General features: G+C 71.5%; 16 protein-coding genes and 2 pseudogenes. 6 read left to right on the top strand and 12 right to left on the bottom strand.

Annotated elements, in window-relative coordinates; translation table 11 throughout:
• Nucleotides 1-93 precede the first annotated feature (93 nt).
• Entirely contained in the window at nt 94-5,064 is a 4,971-nt protein-coding gene (locus ACZ6B8_RS35950) for a type I polyketide synthase (RefSeq protein ID WP_471609954.1), read from the bottom strand.
• Between the two features lie 346 nt (nt 5,065-5,410).
• On the opposite strand from ACZ6B8_RS35950, the gene ACZ6B8_RS35945 reads away from it, so the two are divergent.
• Nucleotides 5,411-6,661, top strand: a complete 1,251-nt coding sequence (locus ACZ6B8_RS35945; RefSeq protein ID WP_471072278.1) for a cytochrome P450 — start codon at nt 5,411-5,413, stop codon at nt 6,659-6,661.
• A gap of 78 nt (nt 6,662-6,739) precedes the next feature.
• Here ACZ6B8_RS35945 and ACZ6B8_RS35940 read toward each other — a convergent pair whose 3' ends face one another.
• Together ACZ6B8_RS35940 and ACZ6B8_RS35935 are read right to left on the bottom strand one after the other, a co-directional pair.
• Complete coding sequence (locus ACZ6B8_RS35940; RefSeq protein WP_471072275.1) at nt 6,740-7,537, bottom strand: AfsR/SARP family transcriptional regulator; 798 nt, start codon at nt 7,535-7,537, stop codon at nt 6,740-6,742.
• Nucleotides 7,534-8,322 (bottom strand): thioesterase II family protein, encoded by a 789-nt coding sequence (locus ACZ6B8_RS35935; protein ID WP_471073503.1) that lies wholly within the window; start codon nt 8,320-8,322, stop codon nt 7,534-7,536. Before ACZ6B8_RS35935 ends, ACZ6B8_RS35940 begins: the two co-directional genes overlap by 4 nt.
• Before the next feature lie 1,003 nt (nt 8,323-9,325).
• Here ACZ6B8_RS35935 and ACZ6B8_RS35930 point away from each other — a divergent pair.
• On the top strand, nt 9,326-10,708 hold the full coding sequence (locus ACZ6B8_RS35930; RefSeq protein ID WP_471072273.1) for a phenylacetate--CoA ligase family protein: 1,383 nt from the start codon (nt 9,326-9,328) through the stop codon (nt 10,706-10,708).
• A 79-nt stretch (nt 10,709-10,787) separates the two neighbouring features.
• On the opposite strand, the gene ACZ6B8_RS35925 is transcribed toward ACZ6B8_RS35930, so the two are convergent.
• From ACZ6B8_RS35925 to ACZ6B8_RS35885, 9 genes and pseudogenes are all read right to left on the bottom strand, one after another.
• The gene (locus ACZ6B8_RS35925; protein ID WP_471609953.1) at nt 10,788-11,603 is read right to left on the bottom strand and encodes a phosphotransferase enzyme family protein; all 816 of its coding nucleotides are present in this window, start codon (nt 11,601-11,603) and stop codon (nt 10,788-10,790) included.
• A 245-nt stretch (nt 11,604-11,848) separates the two neighbouring features.
• Nucleotides 11,849-12,841: an esterase/lipase family protein gene (locus ACZ6B8_RS35920; protein WP_471609952.1), complete on the bottom strand. Its 993-nt coding sequence runs from the start codon at nt 12,839-12,841 to the stop codon at nt 11,849-11,851.
• 123 nt (nt 12,842-12,964) lie between these two features.
• Nucleotides 12,965-13,771: pseudogene (locus tag ACZ6B8_RS35915) on the bottom strand (aminotransferase class V-fold PLP-dependent enzyme); the annotation flags it as partial.
• A gap of 393 nt (nt 13,772-14,164) precedes the next feature.
• A pseudogene (locus tag ACZ6B8_RS35910) lies at nt 14,165-14,701 on the bottom strand (GNAT family N-acetyltransferase); the annotation flags it as partial.
• A gap of 114 nt (nt 14,702-14,815) precedes the next feature.
• Nucleotides 14,816-15,301, bottom strand: a complete 486-nt coding sequence (locus ACZ6B8_RS35905) for a DinB family protein (protein WP_471072267.1) — start codon at nt 15,299-15,301, stop codon at nt 14,816-14,818.
• Between the two features lie 23 nt (nt 15,302-15,324).
• Nucleotides 15,325-15,954 carry a class I SAM-dependent methyltransferase gene (locus ACZ6B8_RS35900; RefSeq protein WP_471609951.1) on the bottom strand — a complete coding sequence of 210 codons (630 nt, stop codon included), beginning with the start codon at nt 15,952-15,954 and terminating at the stop codon, nt 15,325-15,327.
• 175 nt (nt 15,955-16,129) lie between these two features.
• A complete protein-coding gene (locus tag ACZ6B8_RS35895; RefSeq protein WP_471609950.1) occupies nt 16,130-16,561 on the bottom strand; it encodes a hypothetical protein in 432 nt (143 codons plus the stop codon).
• Between the two features lie 235 nt (nt 16,562-16,796).
• Nucleotides 16,797-17,723, bottom strand: coding sequence for a cation diffusion facilitator family transporter (locus ACZ6B8_RS35890; protein ID WP_471072259.1), 927 nt, complete (start codon nt 17,721-17,723; stop codon nt 16,797-16,799).
• Nucleotides 17,724-17,865: 142 nt separating this feature from the next.
• A complete protein-coding gene (locus ACZ6B8_RS35885; protein WP_471072256.1) occupies nt 17,866-18,957 on the bottom strand; it encodes a mechanosensitive ion channel family protein in 1,092 nt (363 codons plus the stop codon).
• A gap of 491 nt (nt 18,958-19,448) precedes the next feature.
• Between ACZ6B8_RS35885 and ACZ6B8_RS35880 the strand changes: the two genes are divergently transcribed.
• The 4 genes from ACZ6B8_RS35880 to ACZ6B8_RS35865 all read left to right on the top strand — a co-directional run bounded on the left by ACZ6B8_RS35880 (nt 19,449) and on the right by ACZ6B8_RS35865 (nt 23,700).
• Nucleotides 19,449-20,582 (top strand): ROK family protein, encoded by a 1,134-nt coding sequence (locus tag ACZ6B8_RS35880; RefSeq protein WP_471609949.1) that lies wholly within the window; start codon nt 19,449-19,451, stop codon nt 20,580-20,582.
• Nucleotides 20,583-20,649: 67 nt separating this feature from the next.
• Complete coding sequence (locus ACZ6B8_RS35875) at nt 20,650-21,912, top strand: ABC transporter substrate-binding protein (RefSeq protein ID WP_471609948.1); 1,263 nt, start codon at nt 20,650-20,652, stop codon at nt 21,910-21,912.
• Complete coding sequence (locus ACZ6B8_RS35870) at nt 21,909-22,853, top strand: carbohydrate ABC transporter permease (protein WP_471609947.1); 945 nt, start codon at nt 21,909-21,911, stop codon at nt 22,851-22,853. The genes ACZ6B8_RS35875 and ACZ6B8_RS35870 overlap by 4 nt, the downstream gene beginning before the upstream one ends.
• Nucleotides 22,846-23,700, top strand: a complete 855-nt coding sequence (locus ACZ6B8_RS35865) for a carbohydrate ABC transporter permease (protein WP_471609946.1) — start codon at nt 22,846-22,848, stop codon at nt 23,698-23,700. Before ACZ6B8_RS35870 ends, ACZ6B8_RS35865 begins: the two co-directional genes overlap by 8 nt.
• Nucleotides 23,701-23,722: the final 22 nt, after the last annotated feature.

The raw sequence follows: 23,722 nt of genomic DNA, 5'->3' as shown, positions 1-23,722 counted from the left end.
GGGGACGTACGGGTGGGGGCGCGGAGAGGACGGTGGGGGGGAACACGGTGGGGAACAGGGACGGCGAGTGGTGGGCGGGGTTCGGGACTTCGGTCAGGACTTCCCGAACTCGCTGGAGATCAGGTCGAAGATGTCGTCCGCGCTGGCCGCCTCCAGATCGGCATGGGCGGAGTCGCCTCCTTCCGGGTCTTCCCGCGCCGGGCTCCACTTCGAGACCAGCACCTGCAGCCGGCCCACGATCCGCCGGCGCGCGGCCTCGTCGACCTCGGCCGTGCCGTACGTCGCGTCCCACTTGTCGAGCGCGGCGAGCACGGTGCCCTCGCCCGCGGTCCCGCCGTCGTCGCCGAGCTGCCCGCGCAGGTGCGCGGCGAGCGCCTCGGACGTCGGATGGTCGAAGATCACGGTGGCCGGCAGGGTGAGCCCGGTCGTGGTGTTGAGCTGGTTGCGCAGCTGGACCGCGGTGAGCGAGTCGAAGCCGAGCTCCTGGAACGGCTTCGCGGCGGGGATGTCCTCGACCGTGCGGCCGAGCGTCGCGGCGGCGTACGTCCGTACGTGTTGGACGAGGAAGCCGAGCCGCTGGGCCGCGGGAGTCTTCGCGAGCTCCGCGCGGAACGCGCTGGTCTCCGCGGCGGAACCGGTCTGCTCGGCCTCCCGCCGGTTCTCCGGGATGTCGTCGAGGAAGGGACTCGGCCGCTGCGCGGTGAACGTCGGCGTGAACCGCGTCCAGTCGAAGTTCGCGACGGTCAGCGTCGTGTCACCCGCGTCCACCGCCTGGTGCAGTGCTTTGACGCACAGCTCCGGGACGATCGGGAGCAGACCGAAGCGCTTGAAGTACGTCAGCGACTCCGGGTCCGCGGACATGCCGGCCTCGGCCCAGGGCCCCCAGGCGACGGTGGTGGCGGGCAGCCCTTGGGAGCGGCGGTGTTCGGCGAGCGCGTCGAGGTAGTGGTTGGCGGCTCCGTAGGCGCCCTGCTGGCCGCTGCCCCAGACACCGGCGCCGGAGGAGAACATCACGAACGCCGAGAGATCCATCCCGCGCGTCGCCTCGTGCAGGGTCCAGGCCGCGCCGGACTTGGAGCCGAGGACCTCGCCCAGGCGCGCCGCCGTCAGATCGGCGATCGACGTCAGGTCGGTGATCCCCGCCGCGTGGATGACGGCGGTCAGGGGATGCTCGTCGGGCGTGTCGTCGACGAGGCGGCGCACTTGGTCGGCGTCGCTGACGTCGCAGGCGGTCACGGTCACGGTGGTGCCGAGCCCGGTGAGTTCGGTGGCGAGCTCCGCGGCGCTGGGGGCGTCGGGCCCGCGGCGGCTGGTGAGGTGCAGGTGGGGTGCGCCGCGGTGGGCGAGCCAGCGGGCGAGGACCGCGCCGATGCCGCCGGTGCCGCCCGTGATGAGGGTGGTCCCCGCGGGCCGCCAGGCCGGCTCGGCCCGGTGGGTCCCGGGGGAGGTGGGGGCGTGGGTGAACCGCCGCGTGTGGACGCCGGTGGGGCGGATCGCGGTCTGGTCCTCGTCCCGGGGAAGGAGCGCGACGGCGAGACGTGCCTGGATGTGGGGGTCGACGCGCGCCGGGAGGTCGATGAGCCCGGCCCACAGGCGGGGATGTTCGAGGGCGGCCACGCGCCCGAGCCCCCAGACGTGGGCCTGCAACGGGTGAGTGAGCGGGTCGGTGGCGCTGGTGGAGACGGCGCCCTGGGTGACCGTGTGCAGGGGCGCGCTCGTGCCGTTGTCGCCGAGGGCCTGGATCAGCGTGGTGGTCGCGGCGAGCCCCGCGGGCACGGCGGGGTGCTCGGGGAGCGGCTCCTCGTCCAGGGCCAGGAGGTTGACGATGCCGGCGAGCCCGTCGGTGTCCACCGCGGCCAGGTCGTCACGCCGGACCCGGTGGGTCTCGACCGCGTGCAGCCGTACGTCGTCCGCCCCGTGCGCGGTGAGCGCCTCGGCGGCGGCCCGCACGGCCGGGTGCTCGACGTGCCCAGAGGGGACGAACAGCAGCCACCGGCCTCCCAGTTCAGCCGCCGGGGCATCGGGTTGATGCTTCCACGTGACGCGATACCGCCAGGAATCGATGGTCGCTTGGTCCCGATGGCGCCGACGCCAGCCCTGGAGCACCGGCAGCGCGGGCTCCAACGCCCGGACCGCCTCCTCGCTGCCCTCCTCCGAGCCCAACGTCGCGGCCAGCAGTCCGAGATCGAGCTCCTCGACGGCCTGCCACAACTGGGACTCGGCGGCCCCCTGCTCACCGCCGGCGGCCACGGGAGCCGCGGCTCGGTCGAGCCAGTAGTGCTGGCGCTGGAAGGCGTAGGTGGGGAGGTCGACGGTACGGGGGGCGGGGTCGGCCGGGAACCAGCGCCGCCAGTCGACGTCGGCTCCGGCGGTGAAGGCGTGGGCTGCGGCGCGGGCGAGTTGGGTGGCGTCGCCGTGGTCGCGTCGGAGGGTGGGGACGACGGTGGCGGGCAGGTCGGCCCGTTCGATGGTCTCTTCCATGCCGAGGTTGAGGACGGGGTGGGGGCTGGCTTCGATGAAGAGGCGGTAGCCGTCGGCGAGGAGGGCTTCGATGGTGTCGGCGAAGCGGACGGGTTGGCGGAGGTTGGTGACCCAGTACTCGGTGTCCAGGGCGGTGGTGTCGTCGAGGCGTTCGGCGGTCACCGTGGAGTAGAAGGCCGTGTCGGTGCGGGTCGGTGCGATGTCCGCCAAGCGCTCGGTGAGCAGATCGTGGAGTGCGTCGATCTGGGGGCCGTGGGAGGCGTAACCCACATCGATGACACGCGCTCGCAACCCTTGCGCCTCGGCCTCCGCAACGACGGCGGCCACATGCTCGGGCGGACCCGAAATGACCGTAGAGGACGGCCCGTTGACGGCGGCGACGCATACGCCTGGCCGGTCGCCGATCAGCTCGGCGGCCCGCTCGGCACTCGTACCCAGGGACGCCATGTCCCCGTGCCCCTGCAATTGCCGCAGGGCGTCACTGCGTACGGCGACGATCCGCGCCGCATCCTCCAACGACAACGCACCAGCGACGCACGCGGCGGCCATCTCACCCTGCGAATGCCCCACCACAGCAGCGGGTACGACCCCGCAGTCCGCCCACACAGCGGCCAGCGACACCATCACCGCCCACAACACCGGCTGCACGACCTCAACGCGGGACAGCTCACTCCCGTCCCCACGCAACACGCCCGTAAGGGACCAGTCCACGTACGCCGAAAGGGCCTGCTCGCACTCCGCGATCCGGGACGCGAACACCGGCGACTCATCCAGGAGTTGGGCACCCATCCCCACCCACTGCGACCCCTGCCCCGGGAACACCAACACCGGCCCGGCACCACCGGCGCCCCCGGACGTGGCCGCACCCACGGCGACGTCCGCCGACACCTCACCCGACGCCAACGCACCGAGCCCCGCCGTCAGCGCCTCACGGTCACGCCCGACCACCACGGCCCGGTGTTCGAACACCGACCGCGTCGTGGCCAACGACCACCCGACCTCCGATGCCGAGGCATCCTCGTCCCGCGCCGTGAACGCGGCCAGCTTCCGGGCCTGTGCACGCAGCGCGTCCGCCGAGCGCCCGGACACCACCCACGGAATCACTCCACCCACGACGGCACCCGCCGCCTCACGGACAGCGGTTGGATCAGAAGCAGAAGCAGAAGCAGAAGCAGTGGTCGAGGCAGGTGTCTCCGGCGGCGCCTCCTCCAGGATCAGGTGCGCGTTCGTTCCCGAGAAGCCGAACGACGAGACCCCCGCCCGTCGCGGGCGTTCGCCGCGCGGCCACTTCACCGCCTCGGTGAGCAGGCGCAGCCCGCTGCCGTCCCACTCCACGTGCGGGGACGGCTCGTCGACGTGCAGGATGGCGGGCAGCAGGTCGTTCCGCAGGGCCAGCACCATCTTGATGACGCCCGCGACGCCCGCGGCGATCTGCGTGTGACCGATGTTGGACTTCACCGCGCCGACCCACAGGGGGCGGTCTTCCGGCCGCTGTTGTCCGTAGGCGGCGATGAGGGCGCCGGCCTCGATCGGGTCGCCCAGCGTGGTGCCCGTGCCGTGCGCCTCCACGACGTCGACGTCCTCGGCGGTGAGGCGGGCGTTGGCGAGGGCGGCGCGGATGACCCGCTCCTGGGCGGGGCCGTTGGGCGCGGTCAGGCCGTTGCTCGCGCCGTCCTGGTTCACGGCGGAACCCCGGATCACCGCGAGGATCTCGCGCCCGTTGCGGCGCGCGTCGGAGAGCCGCTCCAGGAGCACCACCCCGGTGCCCTCGGCCATCCCCATGCCGTCACTGTTCGCCGAGAAGGGCTTGCAACGGCCGTCGGGCGCGAGGCCGCGCAGTTCGCTGAAGCCGATCAGCGGAGCCGATGACGACATCACGTACGTGCCGCCCGCCAGGGCCAGCGAGCACTCCTGCGCGCGCAGGGCCTGGGCCGCGAGATGGAGGGAGACGAGCGACGAGGAGCACGCGGTGTCGACCGTCACCGCCTGGCCCTCGAGCCCCAGGGTGTAGGCGACGCGGCCCGAGGTGACGCTGCCGGAGTTGCCGATGGTGAAATAGCCGGCGGTGCCCTCGGGCACCTCGGAGGCACCGAGCGCGTAGTCGAGGCCGTCGCAGCCGATGAAGGTGCTCGTGGCGCTCCCGCGCAGGGTGAGCGGGTCGATGCCGGCGCGTTCGACCGCCTCCCACGCGGTCTCCAGGGCGAGCCGCTGCTGCGGCGCCATGGCCAGCGCCTCGCTGGGGCCGATGCCGAAGAAGGTCGGGTCGAAGTCGCCCGCGTCGTAGACGAAACCGCCCTCGCGGACGTAACTGGTGCCGGTGCTCTCGGGATCCGGGTCGTAGAGCGCGTCGAGGTCCCAGTTGCGGTTGCCGGGCAGCGGGGCGACGGCGTCGCCGCCCGCGGAGATCAGCTCCCAGAACTCCTCGGGAGACCGGACCCCGCCCGGCAACCGGCAGGCCATGCCGACGACCGCGATCGGCTCGTGGCCCGCCGACTCGACGTCCTGCAGTCGGCGTTCCGTCTGACGCAGGTCCGCTGTGACCCGCTTGAGATACTCAAGAAGCTTCTCTTCGTTGTGCGCCATCCCGGTGACAACCGCTCCTCTCCGCGAGAACGGCCGGGCCCCTGACCCGATGGCCGGACGGCCGCGGGGTCGGCGAGTGCATCGGGCAGGCGGGGCCCCGCCGGTCCGCAGACTCCTCGACAGCGCTAAAGCCCTCCTAATACTCGGCTGTGTACGCCGCACATCCGGCCGCGTCCGACGCCGTTCCGCGCCCGTCCGTGCTGGTCACGGGGTACGGGTGGGCGGAGGAGAGGCTTCTTAGGGACGCTTAAGCGATGCCTGCAAAGGTGAGCCGGTGTCAGGTCGTCACGCTCTGATCACGCGAAGCGGGACGTCGTCACGCTCCGATCACGCGAAGCGAGGCATCGTGTCCATCACGAACAACCAGCCGGCCGCCACACTCCCGGACCTGGTCGACCCGTCGTTCTGGGCGCGGTCGCACGAGGAGCGCGTGGCGCTGTTCGAGGAGTTGCGCGCGCTGCCGCAGCCGGCGTTCATCCGGCAGAACATGCCGGGCGTGCCCTGGACGTTCGGCTACCACGCGCTGGTCAAGTACGCGGACATCGCGGAGGTGAGCCGCCGGCCGCAGGACTTCTCCTCGAACGGCGCGACCACCATCATCGGTCTGCCGCCCGAGCTGGACGAGTACTACGGGTCGATGATCAACATGGACAATCCCGAGCACTCCCGGCTGCGCCGGATCGTCTCGCGCTCCTTCGGCCGCAACATGGTGCCGGAGTTCGAGGCCGTGGCGACCCGCACGGCGCGGCGCATCATCGCCGAACTCGTCGAGCGCGGGCCCGGGGACTTCATCAGGCCCGTCGCCGCGGAGATGCCGATCGCGGTGCTCAGCGACATGATGGGGATCCCCGAGAAGGACTACGACTTCCTCTTCGAGCGGTCCAACACGATCGTCGGCCCTCTCGACCCGGACTACGTGCCCGACCGGGCCGACTCCGAGCGTGCGGTGATCGAGGCGTCACGGGAGCTCGGCGACTACATCGCCGGTCTCCGCGAGGAGCGGCTGGCCTCACCCGGCGACGACCTGATCACCAAGCTGGTGCAAGTCCAGTCGGACGGCGAGCAGTTGACCCGCCAGGAGCTGGTCTCCTTCTTCATCCTGCTCGTCATCGCCGGGATGGAGACCACCCGCAACGCCATCTCGCACGCCCTGGTGCTGTTGACCGAGCACCCCGAGCAGAAGCAGCTGCTCGTGTCGGACTTCGACCGGTACGCGAAGGACGCCGTCGAGGAGATCCTCCGGGTCTCCACGCCCATCAACTGGATGCGCCGGGTCGCCACCCGTGACTGCGACATGAACGGCCACCGGTTCCGCAGGGGCGACCGGATCTTCCTGTTCTACTGGTCCGGCAACCGCGACGAGAACGTCTTCCCCGACCCGTACCGCTTCGACATCACGCGGGGTGCGAACACGCACGTCACGTTCGGCGCGGTGGGCCCGCACGTCTGTCTCGGCGCGCACCTCGCCCGGATGGAGATCACCGCCCTGTACCGGGAGCTGCTCGCCGCGCTGCCCCGGATCCACGCCGTGGGGCAGCCGCGTCGCCTCGACTCCAGCTTCATCGAGGGCATCAAGCACCTGCACTGCGCCTTCTGACGCGCCGGTCCTCCCGGGCCGGTCGCAGACGTACGCCTCCTCCGTGCGCGCACGCCGTGCGACGGGCCGGCGGGCCGGTCAGCGGCCGGACATCGCCAGGGGCGGGGCCATCAGATGCGTGTCACCGGAGAGGATGGCCCGCTGCAGATCCTGGAGCGGGCGCCCCGGTTCGAGGCCCAGTTCGTCGTTGAGCGTCTTGCGGACGGACTGGTACACCTTGAGCGCGTCCGCCTGCCGCTCGGAGCGGTAGAGCGCCAGCATGAGCTGGCGGTAGAACGCCTCGCACATCGGGTTCTCCGCGGTGAGGGCGTACAGCATGCCGACCGCCTCCCGGTGCCTGCCGAGCTGAAGCTGACACTCGACGAGCATTTCCTGGCACTCCAGGCGGATCTCGTTCAGCCAGGTGGAGAACCCGTCCACGATCGGGCCGTTGGCGAGGGTCCCGTTCCCGCCCTGTCCGAGGATCGGCCCGCGCCACAGCGCGAGGGCCTGCCCGAAGCAGGAGGCCGCCTCGTCGTACCGCTGCTCCCTGAGCAACGAGCGCCCCGTGTCCACCAGTTCGGGGAAGACCTGGGCGTCGATCCGGTCGTCGCCCTTGCGCAGCACGTACCCCGGCGCGCGGGTCTCGACCGGGTTGCCGGTCGAGCCGGGTGCCTTGAGGAACTTGCGGAGCTGGGAGATGTACACATGGAGTCCCGCGGTGGCCCGCCGGGGCAGGTCCTCGCCCCAGATCTCCCGCATCAGCTGCTCCAGGGAGACCAGTTGGTCGGCCCGGATGAGCAGCACGGTGAGGACGACTTCGACCTTCTGCGCGTTGATGGTGCAGTACGTGTTGCCGTTCCTGATGCGGAGCGGGCCCAGCATCTCGTACCTCATCGGGCCGTCCCCCCTGCCGTCCGCGCCGCCGCGGGCCGGCGCGTACGGTCCGCCAGGGAGCCGGCGATGACCTCCGAGACGCCCCGCTGATGGGAGTTGAGGTAGAAGTGACCCCCGGAGAAGACCTTGAGGTCGAAGGGGCCCGTGGTGTGTTCCCGCCAGGCCGCCGCGTCGTCCTGCGGGGCCTGCGTGTCCCGGTCGCCGACCAGCGCGGTGATGGGGCAGTCGAGGGGCGGCGCCGGTTTCCACCGGTACAGCTCGACCGCGCGGTAGTCGTTGCGGACGACCGGGAGGATGTCCGCGAGCAGTTCGGGGTCGTTCAGGAACATCGGGTCCGTGCCGCCGGCGCGGCGCAGCTCGGCCGCCAGATCGCGGTCGTTGAGGAGGTGGACGGTGCCCGGCCGGAACCGGGAGGGGGCGCGGCGCCCCGACACGAACAGGTGGCAGGGCGGCGCGCCCGTGCGCTCACCGAGCCGCTGCGCGACCTCGTAGGCGAGGACGGCGCCCATGCTGTGGCCGAAGAAGGCCAGGGGTTTGGCGTCGAACGGCGCGAGCGCCTCGGTGACCAGGTCGGCGAGCGTCGGAATGTCGTCGACGAGCCGTTCGCGGCGCCGGTCCTGCCGACCGGGGTACTGCACGGCCAGGACTTCGGTGTCCGGCAGCAGCGTGGGGGACTGCGCCAGGGGGTGGAAGTAGGTGGCCGAGCCGCCCGCGTGGGGGAAGCAGACCAGCGAGACAGCGGCTTCGGGACGGGGCCGGAAACGACGTATCCAGGGGTCCGACATATCGGGTGTGGGGGAGGCAGACAAGATCTTTCCCTTCGCCAGGAACGCTGACAACGGTGTCGCCACATCGCATAGCAGCTCCTGATCATGCGCAGCTCAAAGTTTAAAGGGCAACGTCGGTTAGGTCGCAACAGCGCGGAATCGGACATTCCCTTTACTTTCTGTTCGGATTCTGTCGTGATCGATTCGCAAGTGATTGGTTTAAGGGGAATTTGAATATGAATGCTTGACGATGCACCCTGCCGGGCGTGCCGACCGGCAGGGTGCGGCCCGGCCCGGCGGGCACCTCCAACGGGCTGCTGTCCGGGCTGGATCGGGTGACGGTGCCCATGGGCTCGGCGGAGGCCCTTGAGGTCCGGTGGAGCCGCCGTGGACTCTCGCTCCACTCGCCCCGGCGCCGTTCTTTGCGCGAATATTACGCGCCCCTGGTTTTACCGTTTATCGCCTCTGCTGGCCTGCACCACTTCTCGGTCTCCACGTCATCGCGAAGAAATGATCTGTTTTCCCCGCGTGGCCGGTGTGTGAATAACGCGCGACGCCGATTGTGGCCGGTTGTTTTCTTGCGGTGTCGACGGCTCCGGACCGGTCCTGATCGCGCCTCCCGCGCTCGTCGGCGCCGGTCGGCGAAACGCGCCACGCCGCCGTACCGCGGCCCGCGCGGGGCGGGGCGGCGGGCCGTCGGCGCGAGTCGCGTGGCCTGATCCGGTCCCGTGTGAAGCGGCGGCCGCCGGGCCACCCGGCTTCGTGGACGTCGGGACGGGGTTGTCACCTTTTGGGGTGACTCGCCTCGTTCAAGGGGCCCTGGCCGACGGGCCATCGGCGATCGTCGTGCCATGGATGAAGGGCGCCGCCTGCGGGAAAGCGGTCGGTCGGGAGCCGGCCCGCCGGCCCCGCGGGCGCCCGTCACCCCCCACCACCCATAGCGAAGGCGCTCGGGCACACGCCCCCGCCGTCTCCGGCAGGCCCCACCGGACGGGTCCGCCACACGAAGGAGCACAAGACGATGAGCGAGAGCGAGAGCATGTCGTGGCTGATGCGGGACCTCCGCCGGGTCCGCAAGCAGGGCCCTGACGCGGTAGCGCGGCGCCGAGGTGAGCGGCTCGCGGACCTGGTCGCCCACGCCCGCTCCGCGTCGCCGTACTACCGGGAGCTCTACCGAGGCCTCCCCGAGCGGATCGACGACCCCACGCTGCTGCCGGTCACCGACAAGAAGCAGCTGATGGACCACTTCGACGACTGGCCGACCGACCGGGACATCACCTTCGAGAAGGTGCGTGCCTTCACCGACGACCCCGACCTGATCGGACGGCGCTTCCTCGGCCGCTATCTGGTGGCCACCACCTCGGGGACCAGCGGCAGGCGCGGCCTGTTCGTGCTCGACGACCGGTACATGTCCGTGTCGTCCGCCGTCTCCTCGCGGGTACTCGCCTCCTGGCTTGGCCCGCTCGGCATCGCCCGGGCCGTCGCCCGCGGCGGCCGCTTCGCCCAACTCGTCGCCACCGAGGGGCACTACGTCGGCTTCGCCGGCTACTCCCGGATGGCGCTGGAGGGCGGGGGGCGCAGCAAACTGCTGCGCGCCCTGTCGGTGCACGAACCGATGGCGAAACTGGTGGCCGAACTCAACGACTACCGCCCGGCGTTCATCATCGGCTACGCCAGCACGATCATGCTGCTCACCGCCGAACAGGAGGCGGGCCGGCTGCACATCGACCCGGTGCTCGTCGAACCGGCCGGCGAGACGATGAGCGAGAGCGACACCGACCGCATCGCGCAGGCCTTCGGTGCCAAGGTGCGCACGATGTACAGCGCGACGGAGTGCACCTACCTCAGCCACGGCTGCGTCGAGGGCTGGTACCACGTCAACGACGACTGGGCCGTGCTCGAACCGGTCGACGCCGATCTGCGGCCCACGCCGCCCGGGGAGTTCTCGCACACCGTCCTGATCAGCAACCTCGCCAACCGCGTCCAGCCGTTCCTGCGGTACGACCTCGGCGACAGCGTCATGGTCCGCCCCGACCCCTGCCCCTGCGGCGTCACGTCACCCGCGATCCGGGTGCAGGGCCGGGCCGGGGACATCCTGAGCTTCCCCTCCGGCCGAGGCGACGACGTCAGGCTCGCCCCGCTGGCCTTCAGCAGCCTCTTCGACCGGATGCCCGGCGTCGAGCTGTTCCAGATCGAGCAGACCGAGCCGTCGACGCTGCGGGTCCGCATGGTCAAGGCCCCCGGCGCCGACGCGGAGCGCGTGTGGCGCAACGCCCACGACGGGCTGACCCGCCTGCTCGCCGACAACAAGCTCGACAACGTCACCGTGGAACGGGCCGAGGAGCCGCCCCGGCAGGGAGACGGCGGCAAGTACCGGACGATCATCCCGCACGCCGCCGCCTGACCGGTCCCGCCGGGCGCACGCGTCTGCCTCGGCGGGAGTGTTCACTCCCTCTCAGCCTGTTCTGCAACCTCCGCGTCCGTCAGTTCGAGAGGGCAGCTGTGAATACCTCGTGGTGAGCCGCCAGCCATTCCTGGATGCGGTCCCAACGTCGCCAACCACCGTGCTCGTTCAGCGCCTGGGTGTAGACGGCGTCACCGGTGGCCACGCGGTCGGCGACGAAGGCCCGGCAGGATGCGGTGGCCTGTTCGATGACGCCGGGCAGTTCAGCGCGCTCCTGCGGGGAGAGGCCGTAACTGTCGGCGAGGATCCGCAGGCGCGTCGGGGTGTCCATTCCTGGGGGATAGAGAGCTTCCGCAGACGTGGGATCGAGCATGGGTACCCAGTAGCGGGCGGTCATGGCGACGTCCCACACGGCTCGGCCGGGGGCCGCCAGGTCGAAATCGATCAGTCCTGCGGCACGGCCGTCGCGGAAGACGACGTTGTCCGGACATACATCGTTGTGGCACAGCATCGTTCCTCCGTCCGGGTCGGCCAGGGATCGGGGCCACTCGGCGCATGCGTCCACCGAGATGGCCGAGCTGGCGTCGTGCAGGCGCCGCAGCAGGTTTCCCACCGATCGCAGCGCGGTCTCGGTCATCACCCAGCGCGGAAACGGCGCCAGAGCGACGTCGCCGGGAATGAAGGTCAGCTGCTCGCGGCCGTCCGCGGTGAGGCTCACCGGCTTCGGAGCCGCGTCGAACCCATGCGCTTCGAGCGCGAGGAGATGAGCATGGAGGGCGCGCGCGGTGGGCGGCGCTGGACGTTCCACCAGGGCACCGCGACGGAAGACCGCGCCCGCGTTCACCATGCCGCCGATCAGGGCTTCGCCCTCTGCCGTCTCACCCTCAGCCGTCATGCCGATCACGCTACCGTCAAGCCGGCCGCGGGAAGCGTTCGAGGAACCGTCACGCTTCCCGGAGGAGCTGTACGCGTGTCCGACCCACCGAGCCGCCCGGCCCGACCGCGAGGGCGATCTCCCCAGCGTTGTCGGGGCCTTCGAAGGACGGTGCTGGAGACACACTTCGCTACGACGTGGGTAAAACCGTCCGCCGCGACACGACCCTCATCGCCCTGCAATGCTGGAAAGGTAAAAGAACCAGCTCAGCGCGCGTACTCGCGCAGCGGCGGTTCCGCGTCGGCCCACGGCTGGCTGTGGATGAGCAGTTCGATGGGGTAGTTGAGCAGGCCGGGCAGGGCGTTGACGGCCTCCTCACTGTTGAGCGGCATGATCGGCTTCGCGCAGTGCGCGCCGTCGATCCGGCCGGAGTCGGCCGGGCCCTCGTGCTCGACCGCGTCGGCGACCAGGTCGTAACTGACCTGGTCGACGACCATGGCGATGTGCGTGGGCCAGGGCCGCCCGGGGCAGATGTCCTGGACGCCGATGCGTCGGGCGCCCGGCAGCGACGGGGCCTGCCCGTCGGCGACCACGGACTCGTCGGCGTACGAGTAGACGGTGGTGTACGACGGGCCCGCGGGCATCGGCGTGTCCTCGGCGTTCAGCGCCTTCGTCCAGTTCGAGTCGCGGGCGAACTGCAGGACCGACGCGGGGCAGCGGGCGACCTCGGTGATCAGCCGGCACGGACTGGCGAGCCGGGTGCCCTGGAACGGGGCGCCCAGGGTCACCATGTCGTCGACCTTGCCCGCGAGGTCCGGCCAGAACCGCAGGGCCCACGCCGTCAGGAGCCCGCCCTGACTGTGCCCGACCAGGTCGACCTTGCGCCCGGTGCGCTCCTGGACGGTGCGCGCCGCGTACACCACGTACTCGACGGACTCCTGCATGTCCCTGAGTCCGCGACCCGGCGAGTCCACCCAACAGCCCTGGTAGCCCTTCTTGTTGAGCTCCGCCATGTAGTTCCAGGCGTAGTTCTCCTCGCCCTTGAGGCCGGTGCCCGGCACGAAGACGACCGTCGGCTTGTCGCTCGCCTCGCGCAGGTCGTCGAGGTCCGTCTGACAGTGCAGCGCCGCGGCGAGTTGGGCCGTCGGGATCTCCAGCGGCGGCGAGGGTTCGGCCGCCGCCCGGGCGGCGGAGGCGGGCAGGACGGACAGGGTCAGCACGGCCGCCGCGAGACCGCCGAGCCAAGAGGACGTGCGCACAAGGACCTCCGTGGGGGTGGGGGGAGCCCCCAGCGGCGGGAGCTCCTCATCGTGGAGCGGTGCCACGGTATACGTCAACGCCCCCACGGAACACGGGAGTTGAGCGGAACTCCAGGGGCCGCGTCAGACGGCGGTGGGCCCCGTGTGCGGAACCCGCCCCGCCGTCACGGCGGCGCCCAGCCGGTCGACGACGACATCGATCTCCTCGTCCGTCAGCGGGACGAGTTCGAGGGTGAGCTCACCCCGGTCCCGGGCGTCGTCCATGAGCCAGACCGGCGGGGAGCCCGCCCGCAGCGCATCCGCCGCAGCGCCGGCGCCCGAGGCGGACACGGCCGGGTCGAAGCGGAGCCGGGCGCGGGGAAAGGGCAGCCCCGTCGGGTCGGGCACGGCCGTCGCGTCGACGCCCGGCAGCGCGCCCGCCCTCGCGGTGAACCGCGCGACCTTCTCCGCCTGCTCCCGCCGCCAGGCCCCGAGATCCGTCTCCTGCCGCGCACGCACCGCCGCGAGCACGCCGCACACGGCCTCCTTGCTCGCCTTCATCGCCCGCCCGATGCCCTTCTCCTGCGCCCGGACCGCGCGCACCATCCCGGCGCGGCCGATCACGAGACCCGCCGTCGGGGCGCCCAGATACTTCTGGCCGCTGATCAGCACGAGATCCGCGCCGGTGCCGAGCAGCTCCGCCACGCGCAGGTCCTGCGCCGCCCCATCCACGACGGCGGGGACCCCGTGCCGGTGCGCGGCCGCGACGGCCTCCGCGAGCGGGATGTCCGCGCCCCGCACGAGCCGCGACGACACGAGGAGCAGGCACGCCGTGCCGGGCCGGGAGAGCGCCTCCTCCAGGTCCGCGACCGTGCAGTCGGCCTCCGTACCCGTGGGGACCGGAACGGCGCCCGCGAGGCGGATGTCCTGCAGCAGGGGGTGGCCGTAGTCGACCGTGTGCCCGGCGGGGAGCACCACGCGCGTGGGCAGCCCGGCCGCGTCCGGCAACGCCGCGATCCGCTCGGCGCAGTCGCCCGTCATCGACGCCGCGACGGACAGCGTGAGGGCGGAGGAGGTGCAGTGCACCACCGTCGCTGCCTCCGCGCCCGTCGCCTCGGCGACCGTGCGGCCCGCGACGTCCTGGAGCTCCGCCATGACGAAGAACTCGCCCAACGCCTCGGCGGTGGCCGCCGCGACGGACTCCACGCTCCGTGACACGCCCAGCGGGGTGTAGGTGCCCCGGGCGTTGATGATCCGCGTCAGCCCGTACCGCTCGTGCACGCCCGCCGTGCTGCGGGACGAAGGCCGGGGCGGGGCGCCGTCCGGCTTCGCCGCTGCCATCTCGGCGGTGAGGGCCCAGCGTTCGTGGTCCCGCCACGCCCCGCCGATGAACTGGAAGCCCTCCGAGCGGCCCTCGCGCCGGAACCCCAGGCGCCGCACGAGGTTCAGCGAAGCCACGTTGTCCGGCTGGATGTTCGCCTCCAGGCGGTGCAACTCCAGCTCCTCGAAGGCGAACCGGACCACCAGTCCGACACCTTCGGTCAGATAGCCCCGGCCGGCCGTCGAGGCATAGGCGGTGTATCCGAGCGTGCCGCTCCGCAGCGAGCCGCGGACGATGTTGTTGACGTTGACGCCGCCCACGATCGCGCCGGTGTCGCGCAGACAGACCACGAAGCCCTCGTGGGTGGGCTGTTCGAACCGGGCGAGGGAGGCTTCGAAGGCCTCCACCGACTCCTTATGGGCGCCGAGCCAGCGGCGCAGCATCTCGGCGCTCCCCGCACGAAGCGCGGTGATCTCCTCGTAGTCCTCGCGGCGGATGCGGCGCACAGCCACGCGCGGGCCGTGCCGGAGGTAGTCGGTCGTGGGAGTGGTGGATGCCATCCAGCGATCGTATGGGTGTCCGAGACCCCCTCACTCGGCTGCCTCCCCACTGAGCCGTCCCCCTCGCTCAGCCGTCCCCGTGCTCCTCAGCCGTACGTCCATACGTCCGTCCGCTCAGCGCCCCGTGCTGCCGTCGATGAGCTCGCGGAGGATGTCCGCGTGCCCCGCGTGGCGGCCGGTCTCCTCGATGAGGTGGGTCACCGCCCAGCGGACGCTCGGTCCCGGGCGGCCGGGCCGGGGGAGCGGTGCGCCGAGGTCGGCGCAGGTGTCGAGCACCTCGTTCGCACGGCCCACGGTCGCCCGGTAACGGGCGACGACCTCGGTGACCCCGTCCCGCGGGTCGGCCCGGAACGTCGCCTGCCAGTCGGTGACCCGCTCGCCGAGGAACGTCGCTCCTTCCACGGCTGTCAGGTGGTTGAGCAGCCCCAGCAGGTTGGTGCCCGAGGGCACGGCGACCGCGCGGACGTCGGGTTCCGGGGCTCCGTCGACCTTCGCCGCGACCGAGGCGCGCAGATAGTCGAGGAAGCCCCGCAGGACCTCGGTCTCGCTGTTCCCGGTGCGCGGCGGAGGCGCGTCGGATCGGTGGGAGGCGGTGGGCATGGCGTTCTCCTAGCGGTGTGACGTCACCGGTTCCGGCGGATGAGCAGGACGTGGTCGACGACCTCGGCGGTGGTCGTCCCGTCGGGGCCGACCGCGACGCGGCGCGCCTTGTCCGCACGCTCGACCGCCCACTGCGCGGGCGGGAGCCGCAGCGAGGCCGCGACCTCCTCGGGCGTCGGGAAGCGCACGCCCGGGTCCTGGTTCCACGACCACGGCGCGGTCGACCCGTGGTCGACGACCAGGAGCCGTCCGCCCGGGCGCAGCAGCTGGGCGGCGGAGCGCAGGACGGCCGCCCTGTCCTGCTCGTAGGGCGTGTGGAAGTAGTGGGCGGTGACCAGGTCGTACGCGGGCCCGGGCAGCGACGCGCGCGCGTCGTGCCGCGCGGCGGTGATCCGGTCGCCCAGGCCGCGCGCGCGGGCCAGCCGGTCGAGCCGGGTGGCCGCCACGTCGGAGACATCGACGGCGGTGACCTGCCAGCCCCGCGCCGCGAGCCACAGTGCGTCCCCGCCGCCACCGCAGCCGATGTCCAGCACGTCTCCGGGGGTCAGGCCGGAGACGTGCTCCACGAGGCGGGCGTTGGGCCGCGGGTCGTCGGGCGCGGGCCGCTCCGCGTACACCTTGTCCCAGTACGTGGCCGCGTCGGTCTGTTCCATCGGATGCCTGCCTCTCGATCCCTGGGGAGTCCGTCGCTTTCGGACTCCGTGGACCGAGTCTGGGCCGACAGGTGGCGAAACGGCATCTCTTCTTGCGGGATCTGCAAGACGGCGGATCGTGCGGCCCGCCTGGGGGCGAAGGCACGCGGGGAGCGGGGGTGCCGCCGGGGGTGGGTCAGGGCAGGACGGTGACGTACACGACGGGCGAGAGCGTCTCGCCCGCACTCATGCGCAGCGCGTTGCGCCCCTGGTAGGCGAGCCTGACGCGCATCGAGTACGTCCCTCGCGGCGTGGTGTTGACGGTGGCGGGCAGCGTCACCCACAGCGCGCCCTGCCGCTGCTGCAGGGTGACCGGGGTCCCGGCGGGCAGACCGCGTGCCTCGCCGTGGATGCGGAACTCCTCCGCGCTTCGCACGCTGCTCGCCGAGATGTTCGCCGTGAGCGACGGGCTCGGGGCCGCGGGAGGCGGAGGGGTCGGCGACGCGATGTGCGCGGCCGGGCGGGTCGCGGCCGCGGTGCCCGCGACCGGGCCCAGGAACAGCGCCCCGGCCGCGAGACCGGCGAGGGCGACGAGCCCGGCGGTGGATACGTACTTCAAGCGGTTCATGCTCAGGATTGACTTCAACGTGGCATCCGTGTCTGGGCGTTGAGCCCACAGTGGGGGAGGGGGAGTCGCGCGGCGCTGCGTGTGCCACGCCGGATCAACATAGGCAACTCGCCCCGCGTTGTGGTGATTCGACGCGCAGGCGGTCGCGGCGGCGGTCAGGGACGCGGTGGCCGAGGCGTTCGGGGCGCGGCCGGGCTGAGGGGTCCGCGCGCCGCGAGCGAGCCGAGGGACCCGCTCAGGTGTGCAGCGCCCCCTCGTCCTCCACGTGCCCCTCGGGCTCCAGCTGGATCGTCGAGTGGGCCACGTCGAAGTGGCCGCCGACGCACCGCTGGAGGCGGCCGAGCAGCTCCCCGTAACCGTCCGCGAGAGCCGCCTCGGTCACCACCACATGGGCGGTGAGCACCGGCATCCCCGAGGTGACCGTCCAGCCGTGCAGATCGTGCACGGCGATGACACCCGGCTCCTCCAGCAGATGCCGGCGGACCTCGCCGAGGTCGACGTCCTGCGGAGTCGCCTCCAGCAGGACGTGCACGGAGTCCCGCAGCAGCCCGTACGCGCGCGGCACGATCAGCAGGCCGATGACGATCGAGGCGATCGGGTCGGCGGCCTGCCATCCGGTGAGCAGGATGACCAGGCCGCCCACGATCACCGCGACCGACCCGAGCGCGTCGCCGAGCACCTCCAGGTACGCGCCCCGCAGGTTGAGGCTCTTGTCCTTGGCGTCCCGCAGCAGCCACAGGCCCACCAGGTTGGCGAGCAGGCCGCCCACCGCGACCACGAACATCAGGCCGCCCTTGACCTCCACCGGCTCGCTGAACCGGCCGATCGCCGACCACAGGACCCAGACGAAGATGGCGACGAGCAGCAGCGCGTTCAGGACCGCGGAGAAGATCTCCACCCGGTAGAACCCGAACGTGCGGCGTGGTGTCGGCGCGCGCTGGGCGAGGGTGATGGCGCCGAGGGCCAGCGAGACGCCGACCGCGTCCGTCAGGCTGTGCGCGGCGTCCGCGAGCAGCGCGAGGCTGCCGGACAGCAGCGCGCCGACGACCTGGAGGAGCGTGATCGCGCCGCTGATGCCGATGGTCCACAGCAGCCGGTTGCGGTACGTGCCGCTGAGCGTGCCGCCCGCCGTCGCCGCGGCCGGGCCGTGGTCGTGCCCCATGCCCGCGATCGGATCACGCGGCGCGGCGGGCCGCCACCGAGCGGTCGGCCACTCGGCGCAGCGGGCGGACGCCGGGCGCGCCGGGCAGGCCGTCGGTGCGCGGGCGGGGCCCGCCGCGAGCGGTGTGCGGTGTGCGGGACGGTCAGTGCAGCCGCGGCGAGACCGAGGCGTCGCGCTGGTGCGGGATGCCGAGCGGCGGCGGCAGCTCGCCCTGCTGCACGGTGACCGTGCGGGCCGGCGCCGGGACCCGGATGCCCTCGGCGCGGTAGCGCTGGTGCAGGCGCTTGATGAACTCGTGCTTGATCCGGTACTGGTCGCTGAACTCCCCGACGCCGAGGATGACCGTGAAGCTGATCCGCGAGTCGCCGAAGGTGTGGAAGCGGATGGCCGCCTCGTGGTCCGGGACGGCGCCGGTGATCTCGGTCATCACCTCGTCCACGACCTCGGTCGTGACCCGCTCGACCTGCTCGAGATCGCTGTCGTAGCTCACCCCGACCTGGACCGTGATGGACATCTCCTGCTCGGGGCGGCTGAAGTTGGTCATGTTGGTGCCGGCCAGCTTGGCGTTGGGGATGATCACCAGGTTGTTGGAGAGCTGCCGGACCACGGTGTTGCGCCAGTTGATGTCGACGACATAGCCCTCCTCACCGCTGCTGAGCTGGATGTAGTCGCCGGGCTGGACGGTCTTGGCCGCGAGGATGTGCACGCCGGCGAAGAGGTTGGCCAGCGTGTCCTGCAGCGCGAGCGCCACCGCGAGACCGCCCACGCCGAGCGCGGTGAGCAGCGGCGCGATGGAGACGCCGAGGGTCTGCAGCACGATCAGGAAGCCCATCGCGAGCACCACGACCCGCGTGATGTTCACGAAGATGGTGGCCGACCCCGCCACCCCCGAGCGGGACTGCGCCACGGCCCTGACCAGGCCGGTGACAATCCGTGCCGCGGTGAGCGTGCCCGCGATGATGAGGAGCGCGGTCAACGTCATGGTGACGTTGCGTCCGGTGCGCGGGGCGAGCGGCAGCGCGCCCGCCGCGGCGGCGAGGCCGGCCGTGATGGCCGCGCAGGGGACGAGGGTGCGCAGGGCGTCGACGATGACGTCGTCGCCGCTCCACCGGGTGCGGCTGGCCCGCTCGCCCAGCCAGCGCAGCAGGGCGCGGAGCAGCAGCCCGGCGAGGACGCCCGCGGCCACCGCGATTCCGGCGGCTATCCAGTCGTGCAGTGTGAGTGCTCGGGTCATCGGTTTGCTCCCGTCGTACGGGACGCGCGTCGCGTCGGACGGTCGGCGCGCCGCGCCGTACGGGACGTGTGATCCGCCGGACGGGAGGCGTACGCGGCATGGGACACGCACTCCGCCCTGCGGGGCGACTGCCCCGTGACGCGGCGCATGTGAGGTGACGTCACCTTGAGATACCTGCTCGATTCAGGGAGTTCGGTTCACGCCGGGCCGGCAGCCCCGGCCCCGCGCGGACGTCATCCTGCCCCATCAGGCGCCGCCGGGCACACGTGCCCCCACCTGGATCTTCACGAACCGGCCACGCTCGCCGACCGGCGGACCGAGCCGTTCCGGAACCGCCCGCGCGACCGCGCGCGCCCTTCGCCGAACCCGTCCCGTCGAAGGGGTTCCCGGGCCCGGCGAGTTATGCAAGTCTCCTTTCCAATTCCGTGGGCCGCCGGACATCGCGGCCCGTCAACACGGCGGCCGTCGCGCGGACATGAGGTGAAGCACTGATGCGGAACACGGCACGCGGGCACGACCTGGTGGCGCTGCGGCGGCTGAACACCACCGTCGTGCTGCGCGCCCTGCACCGCCGCAGCCCCCGCACCCTCGCCGAACTCGCCGCGGCCACCGGCCTGTCCCGGCCCACCGTCGAAGCCGCCGTCGAGGAGCTCGCCGAGCGCGGGCTCGTCGGCGAGGCGGCCGACGAGCCGGGCGGACGGGCCCCGGGGCGGCCCGCCCGCCGGTTCCGCTTCCGCACCGAGGCCGGACACGTGCTCGGCGTCGACATAGGGCTGCACAAGGTGGTGCTGCTCCTCGCCGACCTCGGCGGCACCGTCCTCGCGGCCCATCGCCGCGACATCGACCCGGAACTGGGCGGCGCCGCCCGTCTCGAACTGCTGCGCCACGCGGTGGAGAGCTTCCTCGACGCCCACGTCCCGCACCGCGCCACCGTGCTCGCCCGCTGCGTGGGTGTGCCCGGTGTGGTGGACAGGGGCGGGGTCGTCACCTCCCTCGTGGTGCCCGAGTGGTCCGGTGTCGACCTCGGGCGGCTGATCGAGGACGACGGGCCGGGCCACACCCTCGTCGAGAACGACGTGAATCTCGCGGTCCTCGCCGAGCGGTGGCAGGGCGCCGCCACCCTCGCCGCCGACGTCGTCTGCGTCCTCACCGGGCACCGCGTCTCGTGCAGCCTCACCATCGGCGGCCGGCTGCACCGGGGCAGCCGCGGCGGAGCCGGCGAACTCGGCCTGCTGCCGCTGCTCGGCCTGAGCGCCGCCCAGGAGGCCCTGCGGTGGCCGGGCGCCCGGCGCGACGGCGAGTCCGAGGTCGCCGCGCTGGCCCGCGCCGCGGACACCGCCGACCCGCGGGCCCTGGCCGCCGTCGCGGAGTTCGCCGACCGGCTGGCCCCGGGCATCGCCGCGCTCTCCCTCGCCGTCGACCCGGAACTGGTCGTGCTGACCGGCGGGGCCACCCCGGTCGGCCGGCACCTGGTGCCGCTGCTCCGGGAGCGGCTGCGCCCCCTGACCCTGCACGTCCCGCGTATCGCGCTGAGCTCGCTCGGCGAGCGGGGCGTGGCCATCGGCGCCGTACGCAAGGCGCTCGACCACGTGGAGGAGGAACTGCTCGCGGACACGGCGTCCTGACGGCGCGCCCGGAGACGGGAGCGGACCGCGGCGGCGCCCGACGACTTCCTGGGAGGCGAAGGCGCGGATGCGCAGAAGGACACTGCTCGGCGGGGCGCTCGCGGCCCCCTTGCTCACCGCCTGCTCCGGCGGGGACGGCGGCTCCGACGGCGGAGGCGGGGGCCGCACGACGCTCTCGTACGGGATGTGGGACCCGGCGCAGGTGCCGGGCATGGAGAAGATCATCGCCGCGTTCGAGAAGGCGAACCCGCGGATCTCCGTGCGCATCGAGCTCACACCGTGGGCGAGTTACTGGACCACCCTCAAGACCTCGATGCGCGGCGGCACCGCCCCTGACGTCTTCTGGATGAACGCCGTCAACATTCAGCTGTACGCGTCGAGCGGTGTCCTCGAACCGCTGTCCGGCCACATCGAAGCCGACGCCACACCCGTCGACCGCCACCCGCGGGCCCTGGTGAGGCTCTACTCCTACCGCGGCACGCAGTACGGCCTTCCCAAGGACTTCGACACCATCGGCCTCTGGTACAACAAGCAGCTGTTCGACAAGGCGGGCATCTCCTATCCGGACGCGGACTGGACCTGGGACGACGTGCGCGACGCGGCGGCCGAACTCACCGACCCGCACCAGCGCGTGCACGGCTTCGCCGCCGAGATGGACCGGCAGATGAAGATCTATCCGGCCGTCTGCGGCGCCGACGGATACGTCATCGAGGACGGCCGCTCCGGATTCGGCGACGACCGGTCCATCGAGGGCCTGCGCTTCCTGACCGACATGATCGACCGGGGCTGGTCGCCGCCGCAGAGCGCGATGACCGAGTCCGTCGGCCGGGTGCGCTACTGGTCGGAGAAGGTCGCCATGAACTACGACCTGTCCGCGATGGCCGGCCAGATGTACGCCGTGCCCGCGCTCAAGGACCACGGCGGCATCGCCGTGCTGCCCAAGGGCCGGCGCCGGGCCACCATCATCCACGGCCTCGCCAACGTGATCTCCGCCAAGAGCCGGAGAAAGGCGGCGGCCTGGAAGTTCGTGCACTTCATGGCGGGCCGGGAAGCCGCCGAGATCCAGGCGGAGGCGGGCGTCACCATCTCCTCGTACGAGGGAACGCAGGACGCCTGGCTCACGTCGATGCCCGAATTCGACCTCAAGCATTTCATCGAGATGCAGAAGTACGGCGTTCCGTATCCGAGCTCCAAGAACACCGCCGTCTGGGAGAACCTCCAATACCCGCTGCTCGGCGCCGCGTTCAGCGGAAAGGGCGGCATCGAGAGCGCCGCCCGCACGCTGGGCGAGCAGATGGACCGGGCCCTGAAGGAGGAACGCGACTCATGAGTGTCTTTCCCGCCACGGCCGCCGCGAAAGCGGCCGACCGCCGCGTCACCGCGTCCGGCTCCCGCCCCCGGCCCCGCAACGAGAAGGCCGCGTACCTGTTCGTCGCGCCGCTCGGCATCGGCTTCGCCGTCTTCTACTTCTGGCCGCTGCTGCAGACGTTCTACTTCAGCTTCACCGAATTCGGGGCGTTCGGCGGCCACACGTTCATCGGCACCGACAACTACGTCCGCGTCGTCAAGGACGTCACCGTCTGGCAGGCCCTCGGCAACACCCTGATCTACACGCTCGTCGGGCTCACCGCGCTGCCGATCGCGATCGTCGTCGCCTCCCTCCTGAACCGGCGCGGCCTGCGCGGCGTCCCCGTCTACCGGGCCCTGTACTTCGTGCCGTTCGTGACCCTCCCGGTCGCCGTCGGCCTGGTCTGGAACTGGCTCTACAACGGTGACTTCGGGCTGCTCAACGAAATCCTGAGCTGGTTCGGCGTGGACCGCCACTACTGGGTCTCCGACCCCTCCACGGCCGTCTACGCGATCGGCACGGTCATCGTCTGGTCGACCACCGGCTACTACTTGATCATCTTTATGGCGGGCATCAAGGGAATTCCGCGCGACTACTACGAAGCCGCGGAGATCGACGGGGCGGGCGCGCTGCGGAGGTTCTTCACCATCACCCTGCCGCTGCTCAGCCCCACCCTCTTCTTCGCCTCGATCATCTGCATGATCAATTCACTGCAGACCTTCGATCTCGTCTACATCATGATGGCCGAGAAGAATCCCGCGATCGGAGACACCCAGTCGATCGTTGGCCTCTTCTACAAATGGGCCTTCGTGGAGAACGCGCAAGGCGCCGCCGCTGCGCTCGCCTTCCTGCTGATGCTCGTCATCGCGGGGCTGACCTTCCTGCAGTTCCGGCTCCAGAAGAGGTGGGTGCACTATGCCTGACGAGACCGGAAAACCCGCCGGACGGCGGCGTTTCGACGCCGGATCCCTCGCCACTCATGCCGTCCTCTCGCTCGGCGCGCTCGTGATGGTCTTCCCCTTCCTGTGGCAGCTGCTCACCGCGCTCAAGACCCTCGCGGAGACCTCGCGGGTGCCGCCCACCTTCCTGCCCGACACCTGGAACCGCTCCAGTTTCGACGAGGTGTTCTCCTCGCTGCCGTTCCGCGAGATGCTCACCAACAGCCTGATCAACACCGTCGGGCGCACCCTCGGCCAGCTCGTCTTCTGCTCGCTCGCCGCCTACGCGTTCGCGCGCATGCGATTCCGCGGCCGCAACGCGCTGTTCGCGCTCTTCCTGTCCGTCCTGATGGTGCCGAGTTCTCTCCTGGTGCTTCCGCAGTACGACATCGTGCAGTGGCTCGGCCTGCTGAACACCGCGCCCGCGCTCTTCCTGCCCGGCATGTTCAGCGCCTTCGGCACCTTCATGCTGCGGCAGTTCTTCCTCGCACTGCCCAGGGAGCTGGAGGAGGCCGCCCGCATCGACGGGGCCGGGGCGTTCCGGATCTTCTGGTCCATCATGCTGCCGCTGATCCGGCCCGCGCTGGCCGCCCTGGCCGTCATCACCGCCATGTGGTCCTGGAACGACCTGCTGTGGCCGCTCATCGTCAACACCGACCCGCAGGAGATGCCGATCAGCGCCGGACTGACCTCCCTGGAGGGCCAGTTCGAGACGAACTATCCCGTGATGATGGCCGGTTCGCTCATCGCGAGCCTGCCGATGCTGCTCGTCTACGTCGTCCTGCAGCGGCACTTCGTCCAGAGCGTCGCCCTCTCCGGCTCCAAGACCTGACCCCGCGAACTGCGTAAACGCC

The organism is Streptomyces sp. NPDC041122 (genome assembly GCF_055592445.1).
This window is presented reverse-complemented; position numbering and strand designations above follow the sequence as displayed.